General features: G+C 66.4%; 20 protein-coding genes. 9 read left to right on the plus strand and 11 right to left on the minus strand.

The window, feature by feature from the left end:
* The coding region (locus VX037_RS19615; RefSeq protein ID WP_328715529.1) for an HNH endonuclease signature motif containing protein at positions 1 to 1,176 on the plus strand (1,176 nt) is incomplete at its 5' end.
* Positions 1,177 to 1,198: 22 nt separating this feature from the next.
* Here VX037_RS19615 and VX037_RS19620 read toward each other — a convergent pair.
* From VX037_RS19620 to VX037_RS19630, 3 genes are all read right to left on the minus strand, one after another.
* Positions 1,199 to 1,519: a hypothetical protein gene (locus VX037_RS19620; RefSeq protein WP_235722939.1), complete on the minus strand. Its 321-nt coding sequence runs from the start codon at positions 1,517 to 1,519 to the stop codon at positions 1,199 to 1,201.
* A 93-nt stretch (positions 1,520 to 1,612) separates the two neighbouring features.
* Positions 1,613 to 2,938: an NAD(P)/FAD-dependent oxidoreductase gene (locus VX037_RS19625; protein WP_235722940.1), complete on the minus strand. Its 1,326-nt coding sequence runs from the start codon at positions 2,936 to 2,938 to the stop codon at positions 1,613 to 1,615.
* Positions 2,939 to 3,024: 86 nt separating this feature from the next.
* A complete protein-coding gene (locus tag VX037_RS19630) occupies positions 3,025 to 3,321 on the minus strand; it encodes a hypothetical protein (protein ID WP_235722941.1) in 297 nt (98 codons plus the stop codon).
* A gap of 29 nt (positions 3,322 to 3,350) precedes the next feature.
* Between VX037_RS19630 and VX037_RS19635 the strand changes: the two genes are divergently transcribed.
* Positions 3,351 to 3,890, plus strand: coding sequence for a hypothetical protein (locus tag VX037_RS19635; RefSeq protein ID WP_235722942.1), 540 nt, complete (start codon positions 3,351 to 3,353; stop codon positions 3,888 to 3,890).
* Between the two features lie 12 nt (positions 3,891 to 3,902).
* Here VX037_RS19635 and VX037_RS19640 read toward each other — a convergent pair whose 3' ends face one another.
* Entirely contained in the window at positions 3,903 to 5,414 is a 1,512-nt protein-coding gene (locus VX037_RS19640; protein ID WP_266060637.1) for a flavin-containing monooxygenase, read from the minus strand.
* 109 nt (positions 5,415 to 5,523) lie between these two features.
* Between VX037_RS19640 and VX037_RS19645 the strand changes: the two genes are divergently transcribed.
* On the plus strand, positions 5,524 to 6,744 hold the full coding sequence (locus VX037_RS19645) for a PucR family transcriptional regulator (protein ID WP_328715530.1): 1,221 nt from the start codon (positions 5,524 to 5,526) through the stop codon (positions 6,742 to 6,744).
* Between the two features lie 31 nt (positions 6,745 to 6,775).
* Here the strand turns inward: VX037_RS19645 and VX037_RS19650 are convergent, their stop codons facing one another.
* On the minus strand, positions 6,776 to 7,867 hold the full coding sequence (locus tag VX037_RS19650; protein ID WP_328715531.1) for an NAD(P)/FAD-dependent oxidoreductase: 1,092 nt from the start codon (positions 7,865 to 7,867) through the stop codon (positions 6,776 to 6,778).
* Positions 7,868 to 7,972: 105 nt separating this feature from the next.
* Here VX037_RS19650 and VX037_RS19655 point away from each other — a divergent pair, with 105 nt between their 5' ends.
* The gene (locus tag VX037_RS19655; RefSeq protein WP_235723048.1) at positions 7,973 to 8,536 is read left to right on the plus strand and encodes a type 1 glutamine amidotransferase domain-containing protein; all 564 of its coding nucleotides are present in this window, start codon (positions 7,973 to 7,975) and stop codon (positions 8,534 to 8,536) included.
* Between the two features lie 3 nt (positions 8,537 to 8,539).
* On the opposite strand, the gene VX037_RS19660 is transcribed toward VX037_RS19655, so the two are convergent.
* The 5 genes from VX037_RS19660 to VX037_RS19680 all read right to left on the minus strand — a co-directional run bounded on the left by VX037_RS19660 (position 8,540) and on the right by VX037_RS19680 (position 12,209).
* A complete protein-coding gene (locus VX037_RS19660) occupies positions 8,540 to 9,025 on the minus strand; it encodes a PPOX class F420-dependent oxidoreductase (protein ID WP_287015829.1) in 486 nt (161 codons plus the stop codon).
* A gap of 22 nt (positions 9,026 to 9,047) precedes the next feature.
* Positions 9,048 to 10,136 (minus strand): NAD(P)H-dependent amine dehydrogenase family protein, encoded by a 1,089-nt coding sequence (locus VX037_RS19665; RefSeq protein ID WP_328715533.1) that lies wholly within the window; start codon positions 10,134 to 10,136, stop codon positions 9,048 to 9,050.
* On the minus strand, positions 10,136 to 11,158 hold the full coding sequence (locus VX037_RS19670; RefSeq protein ID WP_328715535.1) for a Rieske 2Fe-2S domain-containing protein: 1,023 nt from the start codon (positions 11,156 to 11,158) through the stop codon (positions 10,136 to 10,138). The genes VX037_RS19665 and VX037_RS19670 overlap by 1 nt, the downstream gene beginning before the upstream one ends.
* Positions 11,159 to 11,213: 55 nt before the next feature.
* On the minus strand, positions 11,214 to 11,831 hold the full coding sequence (locus tag VX037_RS19675) for a hypothetical protein (protein WP_328715536.1): 618 nt from the start codon (positions 11,829 to 11,831) through the stop codon (positions 11,214 to 11,216).
* A gap of 87 nt (positions 11,832 to 11,918) precedes the next feature.
* Positions 11,919 to 12,209: a hypothetical protein gene (locus VX037_RS19680; protein ID WP_235722950.1), complete on the minus strand. Its 291-nt coding sequence runs from the start codon at positions 12,207 to 12,209 to the stop codon at positions 11,919 to 11,921.
* Between the two features lie 55 nt (positions 12,210 to 12,264).
* On the opposite strand from VX037_RS19680, the gene VX037_RS19685 reads away from it, so the two are divergent.
* The 5 genes from VX037_RS19685 (at position 12,265) to VX037_RS19705 (ending at position 16,498) form a co-directional block, all read left to right on the plus strand.
* Positions 12,265 to 12,885, plus strand: a complete 621-nt coding sequence (locus tag VX037_RS19685; protein ID WP_266060626.1) for a TetR/AcrR family transcriptional regulator — start codon at positions 12,265 to 12,267, stop codon at positions 12,883 to 12,885.
* A gap of 106 nt (positions 12,886 to 12,991) precedes the next feature.
* Entirely contained in the window at positions 12,992 to 13,312 is a 321-nt protein-coding gene (locus VX037_RS19690; protein WP_235722952.1) for a putative quinol monooxygenase, read from the plus strand.
* A gap of 141 nt (positions 13,313 to 13,453) precedes the next feature.
* Positions 13,454 to 14,647: a thiolase family protein gene (locus VX037_RS19695; protein WP_328715537.1), complete on the plus strand. Its 1,194-nt coding sequence runs from the start codon at positions 13,454 to 13,456 to the stop codon at positions 14,645 to 14,647.
* Complete coding sequence (locus VX037_RS19700) at positions 14,640 to 15,302, plus strand: TetR/AcrR family transcriptional regulator (RefSeq protein ID WP_372474980.1); 663 nt, start codon at positions 14,640 to 14,642, stop codon at positions 15,300 to 15,302. Before VX037_RS19695 ends, VX037_RS19700 begins: the two co-directional genes overlap by 8 nt.
* A gap of 44 nt (positions 15,303 to 15,346) precedes the next feature.
* Positions 15,347 to 16,498, plus strand: a complete 1,152-nt coding sequence (locus VX037_RS19705; RefSeq protein ID WP_235722954.1) for an acyl-CoA dehydrogenase family protein — start codon at positions 15,347 to 15,349, stop codon at positions 16,496 to 16,498.
* A 93-nt stretch (positions 16,499 to 16,591) separates the two neighbouring features.
* On the opposite strand, the gene VX037_RS19710 is transcribed toward VX037_RS19705, so the two are convergent.
* On the minus strand, positions 16,592 to 18,265 hold the full coding sequence (locus VX037_RS19710; RefSeq protein WP_235722955.1) for a class I adenylate-forming enzyme family protein: 1,674 nt from the start codon (positions 18,263 to 18,265) through the stop codon (positions 16,592 to 16,594).
* Between the last annotated feature and the right edge of the window lie 10 nt (positions 18,266 to 18,275).

An 18,275-nucleotide genomic window follows, 5' to 3' on the forward strand; every position in this document is an offset into this window, starting at 1 on the left:
GTCGATGCCTGCATCCCCGCCGAACACGGCGTACACCTGCGCGACCGCATCAGCGCCTTGATCAGCCGACGGGTGTGCCGCCGCGATGGACGCAGCATCAAAGCCCAACGCGTGGCCGCGTTCGCCGAAATCATCAAAGCGCCCGGCGCGAAGCTGCGCTGCCACTGTGGCGACGACACCTGCCCCGCCCGCCAGACTCGTACCAGCAACCGGGGGCAGACCACGGATGCCACCCCGAGTTCAGTCACCGACAGTGAGCGCGACTCGTCGGTCGACACCAGCACGGCTGACGACGCCAGCGCATCCGGCCAGACCGCCAACGAACCCGAGACGGGTGGGCCTGATTCGGCAGAAGAACAGCCGATCACCCTCGCCGACCTCGACGACGACACTGCCGTCGACAGCGACAGCGATAGCGACTCGAACATCGACAACAACGGCGAGAGTAGCCAATCCGGCACCGGAACCCATGCCGTTGACACCACTCAGGATGCCGCGCCCTCTCCAGAGCCGCGACGAGAGTTCATCACCGCACCACCCGCCGAGCACGACACCGATGTTGCCGATGCGGAACCGGCCGACGACTCCGTCGAAACCGACAGCGACTCCGACTCCGACGCGGACGCCGATCCCGGCCTCGTCGTGCCCGGCCTGACCCTGCTCCATGACCCCACCGGTCTCGACCCGACCCGCCTGATGGGCTACGGCGCCATCGATCCGGCCCACGCCGCGCGGATCGCACCGCACGCCACGACCGTCACCGCCCGACCGAGTGAAACCCGCACCGCCAGCGGACTGATCATCTTCGGCAGCCGCACACCGGCCCCACCGATCGACCCGACCGGGCACGGTGGGTTCGCCACCCCACCACCCGGAGCACTGACCTACAAACCGTCAGCCGCGCTACGCGCGGAAATCATTCAACTCGACCGGCGCTGCCGCTACCCCTACTGCGGCCGACCATCCGAGGAATGCGAACTCGACCACCTACACAAGTTCTGCCATGCCGACCCGTTGGCCGGTGGCTGGACCGTGGCCTTCAACCTCGCACCCCTATGCCGACCCGACCACGACCGCAAACACGACGGGCCGTGGATACCGACCATGCACACCGACCGCACCATCACCTGGCGCAACGCCCGCACCGGACAGACCATCGTCACCTACCCGCGCTGACCGGGCAGGGGCCCATCAAGCCTCAGCCTCCCGGTGGCCGCCCGAGCAGCGACCACCAGAATTCCTCGGAGATCTCCTCTCCCGCGCGGAGAACTTTCGCGAGTCCGTATGCCATCAGAATCCCCAACAGACCCAGCCATAGACCAGCCGATGAGATGAGCACCCAGGCGACCATCACCGCGCCGGGCCACGGGTCGAGGATCAGCAATGCCGGCGCGAACAAGAAGCCGACAGCGATGTACCAGTACGAACCCCAACGGTCACAACGCATCACGATCGTCAGCCAGCGCGGGCTCGATGGTGTCGGCGCGTGGGCGGGAACAGGAACCGACCTCTGGGACATCGCGGGAACCTCCTAGCTACCGGATGCCTCCATCCTCCGCTCACCGAGGGCTGAAAACCACTACCTCAGAGGTAATCGCCGAGCAGCAGCACCTCACCGATAGGGCTGCCGAGCGGTCTCCGGGTCCCCGAACGTGATCGCCCGTTCCCGACGCGAGTCGGTCAACAGCGTCGCACTCCAACTCATCACTGTGCCAAGTCGGTTGCGCATCCCGGCGAGGAACGCGATGTGGATGACGCCCCAGGCCACCCAACCCAGATAGCCGAACAGATTCAGCTTCCCGGTCTCCACCACCGCATGTCTGCGGGCGATATACGCTGCACTGCCGAAATCGCGGTACTTGAACGGCTCCCGTTCGGTACCTCCCGCCGCCGCATGCGCTATCACGGCCCCCGCATGACGTCCACCCTGCATCGCGACCTCCGCCACCCCGGGTAGCTTGTCGCGAGAACTCATGTCCCCCACCACGAATACCTCCGGATGACCGGCGACGGACAGATCGGCCTCGACCGGGATACGCCCGCCACGGTCCTGCTCGACGTCGAGGGCTCGAGCTACCACACCGGCGAACGGAACCGCCTCGACGCCGGCGGTCCACAGCGTCGTGCGAGTCGGGTAGCGCACCACCTCGTGGGGTTCGGCCTTGCTGGTGGTCTCGACGTCCTCGGCGGTCACATCGGTCACGTGCACGCCCAGAACCGTCTCCACCCCGAGTTCATCCAGGGTTCGCTGGGCACGCTCCGACAGTTTCGGACTGAACGACGGCAAGACGCGATCACCCCCGTGCAGCAACAACACTCGCGCCTCGGTGGGATCGATGGTCCGAAACTCGTCCTCCAACGCCAGGGTGGCCAGCTCACGGATCTGGCCGGCGATCTCGACACCGGTCGGCCCGCCACCGGCAACCGCGAACGTGAGCCACGGCCGGCGTTGCGCTGCGTCGGGCAACGTCTCGGCGACCTCGAACGCACCGATGATCCGCCGCCGGATCGCCAGCGCGTCATCAAGAGTCTTCATCCCCGGCGCGAACTGCGCGAACGAGTCATTGCCGTGATAGGCCGTGCGCATACCCACCGCGACCACGAGGTAGTCGTAGTCGATCGTCATCGTCGACTCATCCGGTCGACACACCGAAATCGTGCGAGCCTGCGCATCGACGGCATCGGCTTCGCCCAGGACGACGCTCGCGTTTCGTTGCCGCCGCAGCAGATGCCGGATCGGACTCGATATCGCACCCTCGGACAGCAGACCGGTGGCGCACTGATACAGCAACGGCTGGAACAGATGACTGGTGCCGCGGTCCACCACGGTGACCTGGACATCGGCCCGTTTGAGCCGGCGCGCCGCCTGCAGGCCACCCAGCCCCGCACCGACAATCACCACATGAGGCTTACTGGTCGCGTTCGTCTGCCGAGACACGCTTACCGATTGTTCCAGACAGCACGCGACGATATCGCCCAACCGGGCCGCCAGTGCGTGTCACCAGCGCAGCCGACCCGGTCCAATCACGACTCCCGGGTCGCGACGTAGGCGACTCCGGCAGTCGCGGCAGCCACCGCCACCACAGACGGCCATGCCCCGATCTTCTTCGCCAGCGGATGCGAGGCGCCGAACGCGCCCAGGTACGTGCCCAGCAGGCCTGCCGTCACCACCGGCCCCTGCTGGCTCCACTCCCGCGCGCACCATGCGCCCGTAGCGGCGAGGACGACGCCGCCGAGCTCACGCCGTCCGGTGAATCGAGCGGCCGCATAGCCGCCGATCAAACCGAGGGAAGAGACCGGAACTGTGGGGTTGAGGCGCATGACGGCCACAATAGGCTCACAATTGGCACATGAGCTCTACGGGTACCGCCGATCCGATCGATGACGACGACCTCACCAACCCCAAACGTATCGCCACGATGTACCTCAAGGAACGGGTCTACGCCAGCTTCACCGGACTGGCCATCGTGCTGGTTCTCTACAACGGCGCCGGGCACCACAGCGCCGCATACGCCTTCGAGATCCTGGCGCTGGGCGTCCTGGCTGTGGTGCTGGCCGGTTTCGCCTCCGACGGCATCGCCCACCTCGCCGTGCACCGGCAATTCCCGCACGGCAGGGACTTCCGCACCCTGGTCCGGATCTCGACGAACGCGCTGGGCACACTGACGATCCCTCTCGGGCTCATCGTGGCCGCCTGGATCGGGATTCTGGAACTCGACACCGCACTGCTCATCGCGGGCTTCGTCTACATCGGTGTACTCGGCCTGGTCGGCTGGCTGGCGGTACGCCGGGCCCAGATCACCTGGCTACAGAAGCTCGCCGCCCTGATCACCCTCGTCCTGATCGGTCTCATCGTGCTCGGCATCCAGGTACTCGCACACAGTCACTGAGCCGTCGGTGCGTCAGACACCGGCGGCCACGCCGGCCCGATCGGTCGCCTTCGCGAACCGCAGATTGTCGTCGGCCACATCACCACGCAACAGCCGACGATCGGCGTAGTAGCTCATCGACATCACCCACGGCGCCTGTGGCCCCTGCTTCGGCAGCGTGTCCAGAGCGCGCTGCACGTAGCCGGCGCCGAAATCGAGCAGCGGGCGCGTCGGCAGATCAGGATCGGCGACGGCCCAGACGCTGTCGTGGCCGTGCGCATCCATGTATCCGAGGAGCTTGCAGAAGTACTCACACAGCAAGCCGATCTTGAGAGTCCACGAGGCATTCGTGTAGCCGATCGCGAGCGCGAAATTGGGTACCCCCGATAGCATCATGCCGCGGTAGACCACCGTGTCCGGCAGCGCCACCGGCCGGCCGTCGACGCTGAGGTCGATCCCACCGATCACCTTGATGTTCAAGCCGGTCGCGGTCACGATGATGTCGGCCTCGAGCTCCTCACCACTCTCGAGCAGGATGCCGTTCTCGGTGAACGTGTCGATCCGGTCGGTGACGATCGACGCTCTGCCCTTGCGGATGGTGCGGAACAGATCGGCATCGGGCACCACGCACAGCCGCTGATCCCACGGGTTGTACGGCGGATTGAAGTGCTTGTCGACGTCGAAACCGTCAGGCAGCTGCGACTCGTTGATCCTTCGGATGACACGCCGGGCGGCCTTCGGAAATCGTTGACACAGTTCAAATATCAACCGCTGCTGGGCGACGTTCTTCTGCCGGGTCAGGGCGTAGCCGCGTTCGTCACCGAGCACCTTCTTGAGCGTGTTGGCCAGCGCATCCTCCCGCGGCAACGGGATGATGTAGGTCGGCGTGCGCTGCAGCATCGTGATGTGCTCGGCGTCGTCGGCCATGGCGGGTAGCAGGGTCACCGCAGTCGCCCCGCTGCCGATCACCACCACCCGCTTACCCGCGTAGTCGAGGTCCTCCGGCCAATGCTGCGGATGCACGATCTGGCCGGTGAAGCGTTCCCGCCCGGCGAAGTCCGGGCTGAACCCGTCGTCGTAGTCGTAATAGCCGGAACCGCAGAAGATCCAGCGCGCACTGATCTGTACCCGCTCGCCGGTGTCGGTGCGGTCGATGTCGACCAGCCAGCGCGCATCGGCCGACGACCATGCCGCGGCTATTACCTTGTGCCGGTACCGGATGAGGTCGGTGAGACCGTTCTCGTCGATGGTCTCGTGCAGGTAGTCCAGGATGTGCGGCGCATCGGCGATCGACTGTTTGTCACGCCACGGCTTGAACTCGTAGCCGAAGGTGTACAGATCGGAATCCGACCGGATACCCGGGTAACGGAACAGATCCCAGGTACCACCGGCGACATCCCGCGCCTCCACGATCGCGAAGGACTTCGCGGGATGCTCGGTGGTGAGGTAGCGCGCGGCGCCGACACCGGATATCCCGGCTCCGATGATGAGGACGTCGACGGTGTCGACGGCGGCGGCACCGTCGACGGGGCTCGATGTGGTCACCTGATGCTCCTGTACTCGTAGGCGTTGCTACCAGCATGCTCAGTCGACGACCACACCGCCAGGGTCAATCTGCAACTCCACAGGTCATTCAGTGGTGCAAAATGTTGCCATGTCCGAGTGGCCACACATATCGCCCCGCGTGCGTGAGTTGCTGCGCCGCGGCGCGGAGATCGCATTGAACCCACCCGACTCGTGGGTTCGCGAGATGCACGACGCCGCACTTGGCGGCGTGCGGATGACCGCTGTCGCCGACGACCCGGTGCTCGCCGAAGCCACCCGCCGCACCAACAGCGCCAACATGCTGCACTGGGCGGCGGCCAACGTGCGTGATCCCGGACGCCGGGTACCGGTCAATCTCGGTGGCGAGGTCCTCGACACTGCCCGCGACCTGGTGCGACGCGGTCTCGGCGAGTCATCGCTGGACTCCTACCGCACGGCGCAGAGCGTCGCGTGGCGACGCTGGATGGAGATCTGCTTCGACCTCACCGACGATCCCGCCGACCTCCGCGCGCTCCTCGACGTGTCGTCGTTGTCGATCTCGACATTCATCGACGACACTGTCGGCGCCATGTCGCAGCGGATGGCCGCCGAACGCGCCGACCTCACACGCGGCACCCACGCGGAGCGCCGACAGACCGTCGCGCTGCTGCTGGAGGGAGCGCCGATCCCACTGACCCGCGCCGAATCCCAGCTCGGGCACCGACTCGACGGACCGCAGGTGGCCGCGGTCATCTGGAGTGACCCGGGGGCCGCGGCCGCTCGTGACCTGGAGGCGGCGGCCGACGCACTGACCAAGTCGAACCACAGCCGCGACCGCCTCACCGTCATGGCGAGCGCCTCGACCCTGTGGGTGTGGCTACCGCAATCGCGGACACCTGACCTGCGCGAACTGCCCGAGCACCCGGGAGTGCGGATCGCCGTCGGACTGCCGGGTCATTCCCTCGACGGCCTCCGCCGCAGCCACTTCCAGGCGCTGGCCACCCAACGCCTGATGGCCCGGTACCCCGATGGTCACCAGGTGGCGAACTACGACGACCTGCGGCTCGTGTCCTTGCTCACCACCGACGACGTCGCCACCGACGAGTTCCTTGCCGACACACTCGGCGAACTCGGTTCCGCCGACCGCGACACGGTCGATACGGTCCGCACCTGGATCGCCGAGCAATGCAACACCTCACGGACCGCGGCTCGTCTCTACACCCACCGCAACACGGTGATCCGCCGTATCGCACGGGCCGACACGCTGCTGCCTCGCCCGCTGGCGGAGAACCTGGTCGATGTGGCGGCAGCCCTGGAGATCCTGCGGTGGCGCCCGGTCGAACATCGGTGATGCCACCGAGGGACGAAGCGGGAGGTCGGCCTCAACCCGCGGCACCGAGAAGCTGATCGGGCCTGAAGTCGTGCGGTACCGCTGCGTTGATCACCGTCTGGGTGAGCGCTTCGCCGATGACCGGCGCGTGTTTGAACAGGTTGTGCCCGGCCATCACGACGACCGGACCGTCCCGCCAGATCGCCATCCCGTCATCGCCCCACGGCAACGTGGTCACCCAGCAGTGCACGATCTCACGCGGCGTGGGGTCCAACCCCGGCAACGCCGAACCTACGTACTCGACTGCCGCGTCCGCCAACTCACCGAGACGTGCACCGTCGACGATGGCGCCGTCGTCATTGGCGTCGACGTGATCGGACAATCCGAGACCGTATCCCGAACGGTCAGGATAGGCGGCCGCGTATACGCCGGTGGCTCCGAAGTGGCCGCTGCCGTCCTGCAGCGTCGGCAGTCGTGATGTCTCGCCTGGTACCGAGAACGACACGCGCACATGAGCTCCGAGACGTACGGGCGCGGCGATCCCAGCTCCGCGCGCCAAGGCGGCGGTGCCGCGTCCCGCGCAGATCACCACAGACCCGTGACCACCCCGCGTCGTCGGCGTTCGCACGACAATCCCGTCGCCGTCTCGAGGTGTCGCGATCACCTGCTCGCCGACGATGCTGTCGGCAACCCGGCTGGCCAACGCGGAGATGACGGCCCGAGTGTCGATCGAACCGCCACCCGGGTCGAACACCGCGGTGCCCTCGTACGCGCCGAGCATCGGCAGCAGCTCGGCCACAGCATCGGCATCGATCGCCTCCGCCGCCACGCCGGCCTCACGGAGCAACGGCAGCCGACGTCCCGCCGTCTCGCCCAACGCCAACGCACCGTCGTCGGACACCGTGGTGACACCGAGGTCGTCGGACCACCCGCGCCACTGATCACGCGCCCGCACCGCTAGGCGGATCAACCGCGGATCGTCGTGGGCGTGGCGGAAGATGCGCGATTGCCCGGCGGATTGTCCGTATCCGGGCCTACCCGCCTCATACACCGTGACAGAATACCCCTGGCGGGACAGCTGATAGGCCGTCGACAGGCCGATGATCCCGGCCCCGATGACGGCAACGTCGGACGTGACGGACATGACCTGAGGCTACCCGCGCCACCCCGCCTGCGTGGTTTGCGCGCTCGTCCACCCGGGTACCCGATGCCGCAGACCATTTCGACCATCGTCGAGAAAGGAACCGACATGCCCGAGGAACTCGCCGGTACCACCATCGCCTTCCTGGTCGCACCCGAGGGTGCCGAGCAGGTGGAGCTGACCGAGCCGTGGAAGACGGTCGAGGCGGTGAGCGGCAACCCCACACTGGTGTCGACCTCCGACGGCGAGGTGCAGGCCTTCAATCACCTCGACCGTGGCGACACCTTCACCGTCGACGCCACCACCGACACCGCCCGCGTCGACGATTTCGACGCGCTCGTCTTGCCCGGCGGCGTGGCCAATCCCGATTTCCTGCGCACCGATGCGAGCGCGGTCGCGTTCGTGAAAGCGTTCTTCGACGCCGGGAAACCCGTGGCGGCGATCTGCCACGCGCCATGGACCCTCATCGAGGCCGGCGTGGTGAGCGGTCGCACGATGACCTCCTACCCCAGCCTGCAGACCGATCTCCGCAATGCCGGAGCCACCTGGCAGGACGAGGAAGTTGTGGTGTGCCGATCGGGGCCGAACACGCTGATCACCAGCCGCAATCCCGACGACCTCCCGGCGTTCAACGCAAAACTCACCATCGAGTTCGCCAAGACACCTGCCTGAGGTTCAGCCGTCCTGGGCGTCGAGACGCTCGGCGACATCGGCCGGGAAGCCGCCGGTGGCGATGGGTCCCCAGCGGGTCGGCCGGATCCGGATCAGCGACTTGCCCTGGGTCCGCATCGCGGCCCGATACTCGTCCCAATCCGGATGCTCTCCGGAGATGCATCGGAAGTAGTCGACGAGGCCGTCTTCGGCATCAGGCATGTCGAGTACCTCGGCGTGCCCGTCCACCTGTACCCACGCCCCGTTGAACTCGTCGGACAGCACGCACACACTGGCCACCGGGTTGTTACGGATATTGACCACCTTCGCCCGGCCCGGGTAGGTGGAGATGACGATGCGACCGTCCTGGTCGACGCCGCCGGTGACCGGCGAGAGTTGCGGGGTCCCGTCGGCACGAACGGTGCTCAGGATCATCTGGTGACGTGACCGCAGAAACTCCAGGAGTTCGGTGCGGTCGACGGCATCGGCTTTCGCAACTGTTCTGGCCATGGCGTCAACCATACGCGCGAGTTCAGCGCTTGAACCGACCCGCGAAGCCCCGCAACGGCAAATCGGCGCTGGTGAGGATGCCCGGCCGGGCCGCTACCACCGAGCTGATGGCGTTCAGCGCAGGCATACCCGTCACCGTCATGCCGATCGATGCGAATGACGACGGGTCCGACAGGTCCACACCGGCTTTCGGGAAGATCATGTGCTTGGAGTAGACCGACGGATCGCCGGTGATGTGGGTGATGTAGCAGCCCTTGATGTCCCACGCCGGATCGGCGAAGGGCGTCATCTGCCATTCGAGGTGGGTCTCCACGCGCGCCACGCCGTCGACCATGCCCTGATACTTGATGTAGTTGGCTCCCAGCGATCCCGCCGGCAGGAAGTACCACCCCAGATCGACATCCTTGGTGCAGGCGCCGAGCTCGTAGCTGAAGGCGACCTCGTCGAGTTCGAGGTCGAAACAGTCCGCCATCAGGTACACCGAGTCGGCGAACACCTCGGTGTAGCGGCGCAAAGAGTCCGGGATGGTGGGGTCGTCGACCCGACGGCCGTAGCCGACCGCCTGCCAGGTCTCCGCCGAGTGGTGACACGACACGTCCACCGACTCGGTGACCGTGACATTCTCGATATCGGCGACATCCATTGATTGCGCCACCGCGATCACCTGCGCGGCACCCGGATTCATACCGGTGCCGTAGAAGGTGGAACCACCTTTCTCGCAGGCCTCCGCGAGGATCTCGGTGGTCTTGCGGCCGCTCGGATGCGGGTGATTGGTGTTGCGGTGGAAGCCGGTGATCCAGTCCGCGGTGGTCACGATGTTGATGCCGGCCTCCAGCACCTGCACATACAGCTCCTCGTCGGGGAAGACGCCGTGGAAGGTCAGCACGTCGGGCGCCGCCGCGATGATCTCGGCCACGGTTCCCGTCGCGATGACGCCGATCGGGTCGGCGCCCACGATCTCACCGGCATCGCGTCCGATCTTGTCCGGTGAATAACAGTGCAGGCCCACCAATTCCAGGTCAGGGTGGCCGGCGATCCGGCCGATCATCTCGGTACCGACGTTGCCGGTGGCCACCTGGAACACGCGGATTCTCGGTGCGGGAGCCGTCATCACATCGCCTTTCGGTCATCGGAGCCGACGGGTGCCGTCGGACCGTCCGGATAGAACTGGGTGGCCCAGGCGCGCAGTGCCGTGAAGCCCTGATATTCCTTGCGAGACAACGCTGGCGGGTCGGAATACCGCTGATGCGCCCAGATCTCGATGTCGGCCTCGAACTGCTCGATGACAAAGTCGGCCATCGTCTTGCCGTAGTCGGTGATGGGACCGGATTCCTCACCAGGCTTGCGTCCGATCCACACCGTGAACCGCACATCGGAGGTGTGGTCGTCGACGGGGGTGACCGCGGGCATCGTCCGGTTGTCGACCATGCCCCAACTCTTGGTGACCGAACAGCCTAGGCCGGCATTGATGGATTCGACCCCGCTGGTGGCATTTTCGAGGGTTGCTCCCTCATCGAAGGCGATCGTGAAGTCGACATAGGACACCGGACCGCTGAAGTCGTGTCGAGTGAATTCCGGCATGAACGGCGTCTTGTGCACGAACTTGAAGTGCGCGAAATCGACGCCGTTCTCCATGATGTACTGCGGATGGATCTCGAGGCCCTCGCGAAAGAGCGTGGCGGCCGCGATCGGCGGATAGTAATCATCAGCCGTTCGGTCGTCGTCGAAGTCGCCGAAGATGTCCGGGACGTCGAACGTCGGCGGTCGCCCCTCGACGTCGTACCAGATCCAGACCGCCTCGTTGCGTTCGACAACCGGATAGCTGCGGATGCGACGCCCCTTGTTGGGATGCTTCTCGTATGGGATGCAGACGTTGCGACCATCACGGTTCCACTCCCACCCGTGGAACGGGCAGACGAGGTTCTCCCCGTCCACCCGTCCGCCGTAACCGAGATGCGCGCCGAGATGTTCACAGTAAGCATCGAATACGGCCACAACTCCCGACGCCGAGCGCCACGCGACCATCTCCCGGCCGAAGTACTTCATCTTGTGCACGGCGCCGACCCGGATCTCGGCCGACCACGCGACCTGAAACCACCCGGTCGGCTCCATCGACAACGGGGTCCTGGCCATCGGTTCTCCTTCCGGACGCGCACCTCCGAGAAGAACCATAGTGGGTTCTACGTAACTATGATAGGGGGTTCTGCGAAACTGGCGCCGACGCGGTGATCACCTGCCTGCGTGCGAGCAGCAGACCGAGACCGCCATACCCGAGGATGGTCTGCACGACGGCACCCCACAGCCCGACACCGGGGATGGCGCCGAGCGGCAACGCCCACACCAGCCAGCTCTGCGCGAACAGCGTCTGCCAGCGAAGCGCACCGGTCCATCGGTCCGCGATCGCGACCCGAATGCCGATGATCAGCATCCCAAGCATCGACAACGGCCAGCAGATGTCGAAGATCATCCAGACGACCGACCCATGGACCAGCCAGAACATGTCGAGGATCGTCGACACCAGCGCACCACCGAGCACCACCTCGACGCGGTAGCCCACGCGGGCCACCCGGCCCACGCCCATCGCGTGGCTGCGCTGCTGCACCGACAGCAGCGCGAGCACGGATAGCTGGAAGGCGAGGGCGGCGAGACCGCCGAACACCGAGGCTGCGCCGAAGCCTTCGTGGTCGCCGACTGCGGCGACGCTGATCGCCCAGATCGGGGCGCTGCAGGCGAGCGCGATACCGGCAGCCGTGGTGGGCACTCGACGGGCGGGAACGGGAATGGTGGACGGGTCGGCGACAGTCATGGGTTCTCCTCGGTGGTGTGTGCCGAGAAGCATCGCGCACCCCACTTGGAGTTGACTTGATACCGAAGTGGGCCGGTGCCCAGTCGCTCAGTCCTGCTGGTGCGGCCAGTTTCCCTGGGTTGTCAGCTCTTCGAAGTGCCGGATGAGGTTGGGGTTGAGCTCCTCCTCGACCGCCTTCTGAAAGTTGCCGTCCCACTTCGCGAGCCACGCTTCGTCGCGATCACGCAGGTAGATCGGCCAGCCGTGGGTGATGTCGAGTTCGTCGGAGTACAGATCGGTGGACCCGTCCTCGCGCATGTACCAGTGCTTGCGGCCCGATTCCCAGAACGCCTTCAGCTCGTCGGCCGTGACGTAGTATTCGCCGTCAGATTCCCTCATACCCTTGATCGTACGGACCAAGACCGCGGCGGTATCCCCGTTAGGATCAGGCGTCATGACCACCGACGCCGACACCTCCGGACGGCGTACCAACCGTCGGGGACGATCCACCCGCGAGGCGATGCTCGACGCGGCGGTGACCGCGCTGGCCTCGGGCGAGCCGGGTTCGGTGTCGGCCAATCGGATCGCCAAGGAGATCGGCGCCACCTGGGGCACGGTGAAGTATCAGTTCGGTGACGTCGACGGCCTGTGGGCAGCAGTGTTGCGCCGTACCGCCGAGCATCGCGGAGAGCTGCCCTACCGCGAGAACAACACCGCGCCGCTGCCCGACCGGGTGGCCGAGATCGTCGACACCCTGTTCGCGGGGCTGACCTCCACCGAAGCCCGGGCCATCGAGGCGCTGCGTGCCGCGTTGCCGCGGGATCCCGCCGAACTCGAACGACTCTTTCCGCACACCGCAGCCGAACTCGCCTCGTGGAAGGACAGCTGGGCCCGCGCCTGCCAGAAGGCATTCGCCGACCTCGAGGTCGATCCGGCACGGGTGCGCGAAGTCGCCGCATTCATCCCGGGCGCCATGCGTGGGCTCGTGTCGGAGGCGCAGTTGGGCACCTATTCCGACCTGGACGAGGCGCGCCGCGGCCTGACCAATGCCATCGTCGCCTATCTCGGGTCCTGACAGAAGCGGTAGCGCCGATTCCATCGAAGCCCGCCACGCCGCGCCACACGTGCCCTAACGTCAGCGGAGATCGTTTCGTCCCTCAACTTTCAGGAGCCAGACAGCCATGTCGCCCGTCATCGTCGTCGCCACCATCTCCCCCAAGCCCGGCGAGGAAGCTGCCGTCAAGGAGGCCGTCCTCACCGCCATCCCGAAGGTGCATGCCGAACCGGGCTGCCTCAAGTACGCACTGCACGAGGCCACCGGCGACTCGACCGACCTGGTGATGATCGAGAAGTGGGAATCGATGGAAGCGCTCGGCACGCATGGCCAGGCCGAGGCGCTCGCCGAACTCGGCAAGGCCATCGGCAATCTGCTTGCCGGCCCGCTCGACGTCAAGACCTTCACCGCGACGCCTGCCGGCGAAGCGGACCAGGGCGCCATCTAGCAACGTTCGCCCCCGAACCCGCCGATCTGTTGATCCGGCGGGTTCCGGCGTGCTAGACAGGTAGAACGAGCGTTAGATCGGGGTGCACTCAGGCAATGTCACCTGCCGATTCGACTCACCATCACACCTGGGAGGACCCACATGCCCGAAGCCGTCATCGTCGACGTCGCCCGTCTCGCCTCCGGTAAGGGCAAGCCCGGCGGCGCGCTGTCGGAAACCCAGCCCGTCGAGCTTCTCGCGCATGTGCTGCGCACCCTGGTCGAGCGCAATGACATCGACCCCGCCCTCGTCGACGACGTCATCGGCGGCTGCGTCGGCCAGGCCGGCGAGCAGGCACTCAACATCTCCCGCACCGCGCTGCTGTCGGCCGGATTCCCCGAGTCCGTGCCCGCCACCACCGTCGACCGGCAGTGTGGATCGAGCCAGCAGGCCGCCCACTTCGCCGCGCAGGGTGTGATCGCCGGCGCTTACGACGTGGTCATCGCCGCCGGTGTGGAATCTATGAGCCGTGTGCCGATGGGGTTCACCACGGTGGGTCGCAGTCCGTACGGACCGAGTATCGCTGCCCGCTATCCCGACGGACTCGTCGGCCAGGGCATCTCGGCCGAACTGATCTCCGCCAAGTGGAAGCTCGACCGCGAGACGCTCGACACCTTCGCTGCGGAATCGCACCGCCGCGCCACGCAGGCCGCGGCCGAGGGCTTCTTCGACCGCGAGATCATCCCGATCGACGTCACCAACGCCGACGGCCAGACGATCACGCACTCCGTCGACGAAACGGTGCGGGCCTCGACCACCGCCGAGGGGCTGTCCGGCCTGAAGCCGTCGTTCTACTCCGAGGAGTACTCGAAGCGTTTCCCGGAGATCAACTGGCACATCACCCCCGGCAACTCCTCGCCGCTCACCGACGGTGCGTCGGGTGCGCTGATCATGAGCGACACCATGGCCGCCAAGCTCGGTCTCACACCGCGCGCCCGGTTCCATTCGTTCTCGCTGGCGGGCGACGATCCGGTGTTCATGCTCACCGCTCCGATCCCGGCGACCCGCAAGATCCTCGAACGCTCGGGTCTGACCATCGACGACATCGACGCCTACGAGGTCAACGAGGCCTTCGCGCCCGTTCCGTTGGCCTGGGCCCACGAGTTCGGTGCCGACCCGGCCAAGCTGAACCCGCGCGGTGGTGCCATCGCACTGGGCCACGCGCTCGGTTCGTCGGGCACCCGTCTGCTGAGCACGCTGGTCAATCAACTCGAAGCGACCGGCGGCCGTTACGGCCTGCAGACGATGTGTGAGGGCGCTGGCATGGCGAATGCCACGATCATCGAGCGTGTCTGAGACCGTGTCGACGGCGGCGACCGGTGAGCCCGGTGCGGCGACCTCCGCACCGGGTGACTGGCGCAAGCTGGAACCCCTGCATCTGCCGATCACCCTCGTCGCCGCCAAGGACGCGTTCCACGAACGCGGCTTCCACGGCACGTCGATCCGTGACATCGCCTCGCGTGCAGGCGTTTCCCTCCCCACGCTGTACTACCACCACGACAACAAGCAAGGCATCCTGGTCGCGCTGCTCGAGGCGGGCATGTCGTCGGTCCTCACCCGGGTGCACGCGGCCATCGCCGACGGCGACACCCCTCGACAGCAGCTGTCCAACGCCATCGAGACGATCGTGCTGCACATGACCGCAGACTTGCAGTTGGCCAGTGTCGGACGTGAACTGCGCTATCTCGACACCGACAACCCGCATCGTCAGCACTACGTGGGGATGCGCACCGAGATGGAGGACCTGCTGGCGGATGTTTTGGAGCGCGGCATCGCCTCCGGTGATTTCCAGATACCGGGCGATGCTCGGGAAGTGTTGCGTTATCTGCTCGGCGCCTGTCAGGAGATCACCACTTGGTACCGGCCCGACGGGCCACGAACCCCGGAACAGGTCGCGGTCTCCTACGCCGCGACATCGCTGCGGGCGGTGGGATCGCGCCCGGCGACCTGACCGTCCGATCGTCACCAGACCCGAATCACGAAGGAGTTCACCACATGAAACGCACCGTCTTCGAAGCAGAACACGAACAGCTCCGGCAGACCGCACGCGAGTTCCTGACCCGCGAGTGCGCGCCCAACGTCGAGAAGTGGGAAGCCGCAGGCCAGGTCGACCGTGAGGCATACGCCAAGGCGGGCGAGGCCGGCTTGCTCGGTTTCAACATCCCCGAGGAGTTCGGTGGCGGCGGCGTCTCCGACGACTTCCGCTTCAACGCGGTCGTCGTCGAGGAGTTCGCGCGCTTCGGCAGTGCGGCACCGGGACTGAGCCTGCAGAACGACGTCCTGGTCCCCTACTTCCTGCATCTGGCCAACGATGAGCAGAAGAAGCGCTGGATGCCCGGTATGGCCACCGGTGAGACGATCCTCGCGGTCGCGATGACCGAGCCCGGCGCCGGTAGCGACCTCGCCGGTATCAAGACGTCGGCCAAGCTCGACGGTGACCACTACATCCTCAGCGGCAGCAAGACCTTCATCTCGGCCGGCATCAACTCCGATCTGGTCGTGGTGGTGTGCCGCACAAATCCCGACCCGGCCGCCGGCCACAAGGCGTTCTCGCTGCTCGTCGTCGAGCGCGACATGGAGGGCTTCGAGCGCGGACGCAAGCTGGACAAGATGGGTCTCAAGTCCGCCGACACCGCCGAACTGCACTTCAACGACGTGCGCGTCCCGCGGGAGAACCTCCTCGGCGAGGAGAACAAGGGCTTCTACCACCTGATGCAGAACCTGCCGTCGGAGCGGCTGTCGATCGCCGTCGGCGCCATCGCCGGCGCCCGCGCCGTGTACGAGGAGACGCTGCAGTACGTCAAGGACCGCAAGGCCTTCGGCAAGCCGATCGGCACCTTCCAGCACAACCGGTTCGTCGTCGCCGAGATGTCCACCGAACTCGACATCGCCGAGCAGTACATCGACCGCTGCCTGCAGGCCGTCGTCGACGGTGAGCTCACCGCGGTGGACGCCTCCAAGGCCAAGTGGTGGTGCACCGAGCTGGGTAAGCGCGTCATCGACCAGTGCGTGCAGCTGCACGGCGGCTACGGCTACATGAACGAGTACCGGGTTGCCCGCGCCTACACCGATTCTCGTATCCAGACGATCTTCGGCGGCACCACCGAGATCATGAAGGACATCATCGGCCGGGATCTGGGTCTGTAGATCGCGGTCGCACCGCAGCCTGACTGAAATCGGCCCCGTGAGGTGGCGCCGAGGGGATATCCCCTCGGATCGCCCTCACGGGGCCGATTTCAGTCACGGTCGGATCGCCGACTGACCACGCAACTCGCGTCGCAACAACTTTCCGGTCGCCGAACGCGGCAGCGCACCCACCAGCTCGATCTCCCGCGGATACTTGTAGGCCGCAAGCCGGACGCGACAGTGCTCGACGAGATCGGCTTCGGTCGTCGGCGAGCCCGCGCGCAACACCACATACGCCTTCGCCGACTCACCGCGATAGTCGTCCGGGATGCCGACGACCGCCGCTTCCGCGACATCGGGATGCTTGGCCAGAACCGCTTCCACCTCGTGCGGCCAGATCTTGTAGCCCGCCGCGTTGATCACATCGGTCCTGCGGTCGACGACATAGAACCAGCCGGCATCGTCCATGAAACCGATATCGCCGGTACGCAATTCGCCGCCGGTCAGTGCGGCCGCAGTGGCCGTCGGGTCGTCCCAGTAGCCGTCGATGACCTGCGGTCCGCTCGTCACCAATTCGCCGATCTCACCGACCGGAAGATCGCGGCCGTCGTCGTCGACCACCCGCACCACCGTGCTCGACACCGGCACCCCGACCGACAGCACCCCGGTCTCCTCGTCGACCGGCGAACGCAGTTCCGGTGGCACGATGTGCGACGGTGACGTCGTCTCGGTCTGTCCGTAGATGTTGTGCACGTATCCGCCGAGGGCCTCCTCGAGCCGCTCCGCCACCGCAGGTTCGATCGGCGCGCCGCCCGAGTAACGCAAACGCAGCGAGGACATCTCCGCCGGCGTGATGTCGGACTCGTCGGCAAGACCTATGTAGGCGGTGATCGCGGCGACCGCGAACACCGGCCGCCACTCGCGGATCGCGTCGGCCATCACGGCCGGCAGGATGCGATGGGTCACCACGACCGGCGACCGGAGCAGCATCGCCAGGGTCACCGCTCCCACGAGACCGGTGACGTGAAAGACCGGCGCCAGCGCCAGAATCGGCTCCCCGACGTCGACTCCGGTCCATTCGCGGTAGATCTGGGTGTTGAACGTCAGATTGGCATGACTGATCCGGGCGCCTTTGGGAAAGCCGGTCGTGCCCGACGTCGGCAACAGCGCGGCGACATCGGCCGGACCCACGGGTCGCCGCCGCGGTGCCGGACCATCGAACCCGGCGACGAGTGCCGCGAGGTCGATCGTGTCCGGGGGCCGATGGCGACGCAGACCCGCGAACAGCCGCGGATCGTCGCGCGTCTGTCCGTCCAACCCACTGACCGTCACCACCACCGGAACCGCGATGCCCGGGTCATCGGCAATCGCGGGCCGGACGACCTCGAGGTACAGATCATCGAGCGCCAGCAACGCCGCCGGCCGGTAACGCTGCAGGAACCAGGTGAACTCGTCCACCTTGCTCATCGGACTGATCGCGGTCGGGACACCACCCACCTTCCACGCCGCCACCAGACCGATCACGAACGCCGGATCGTTCTGGACGAACAGGGCACACCGGTCGCCCGGACCGAATCCACGGGCCAGCAGCAACGCAGCCAACGCGTCCGATGCGTGATCGAGGCCGGACCACGTGAGCGTGGAGTCGAAGTAGTGCACGGCCGGGGCATCCGGGGCTGCCGCGACCGCGGCGTCGAACATGTCCATCGCGGTACCGAACTCCACCCGCAGATGTGCGGGCCGTCCGCCGTAATGGGCGAGCCACGGCCGGTCGTCGTAGGCACTCACCCGACCGTCA

Origin of the sequence: Gordonia sp. Z-3, from assembly GCF_036233855.1 — a bacterium.
Lineage (GTDB): Bacteria > Actinomycetota > Actinomycetes > Mycobacteriales > Mycobacteriaceae > Gordonia > Gordonia tangerina.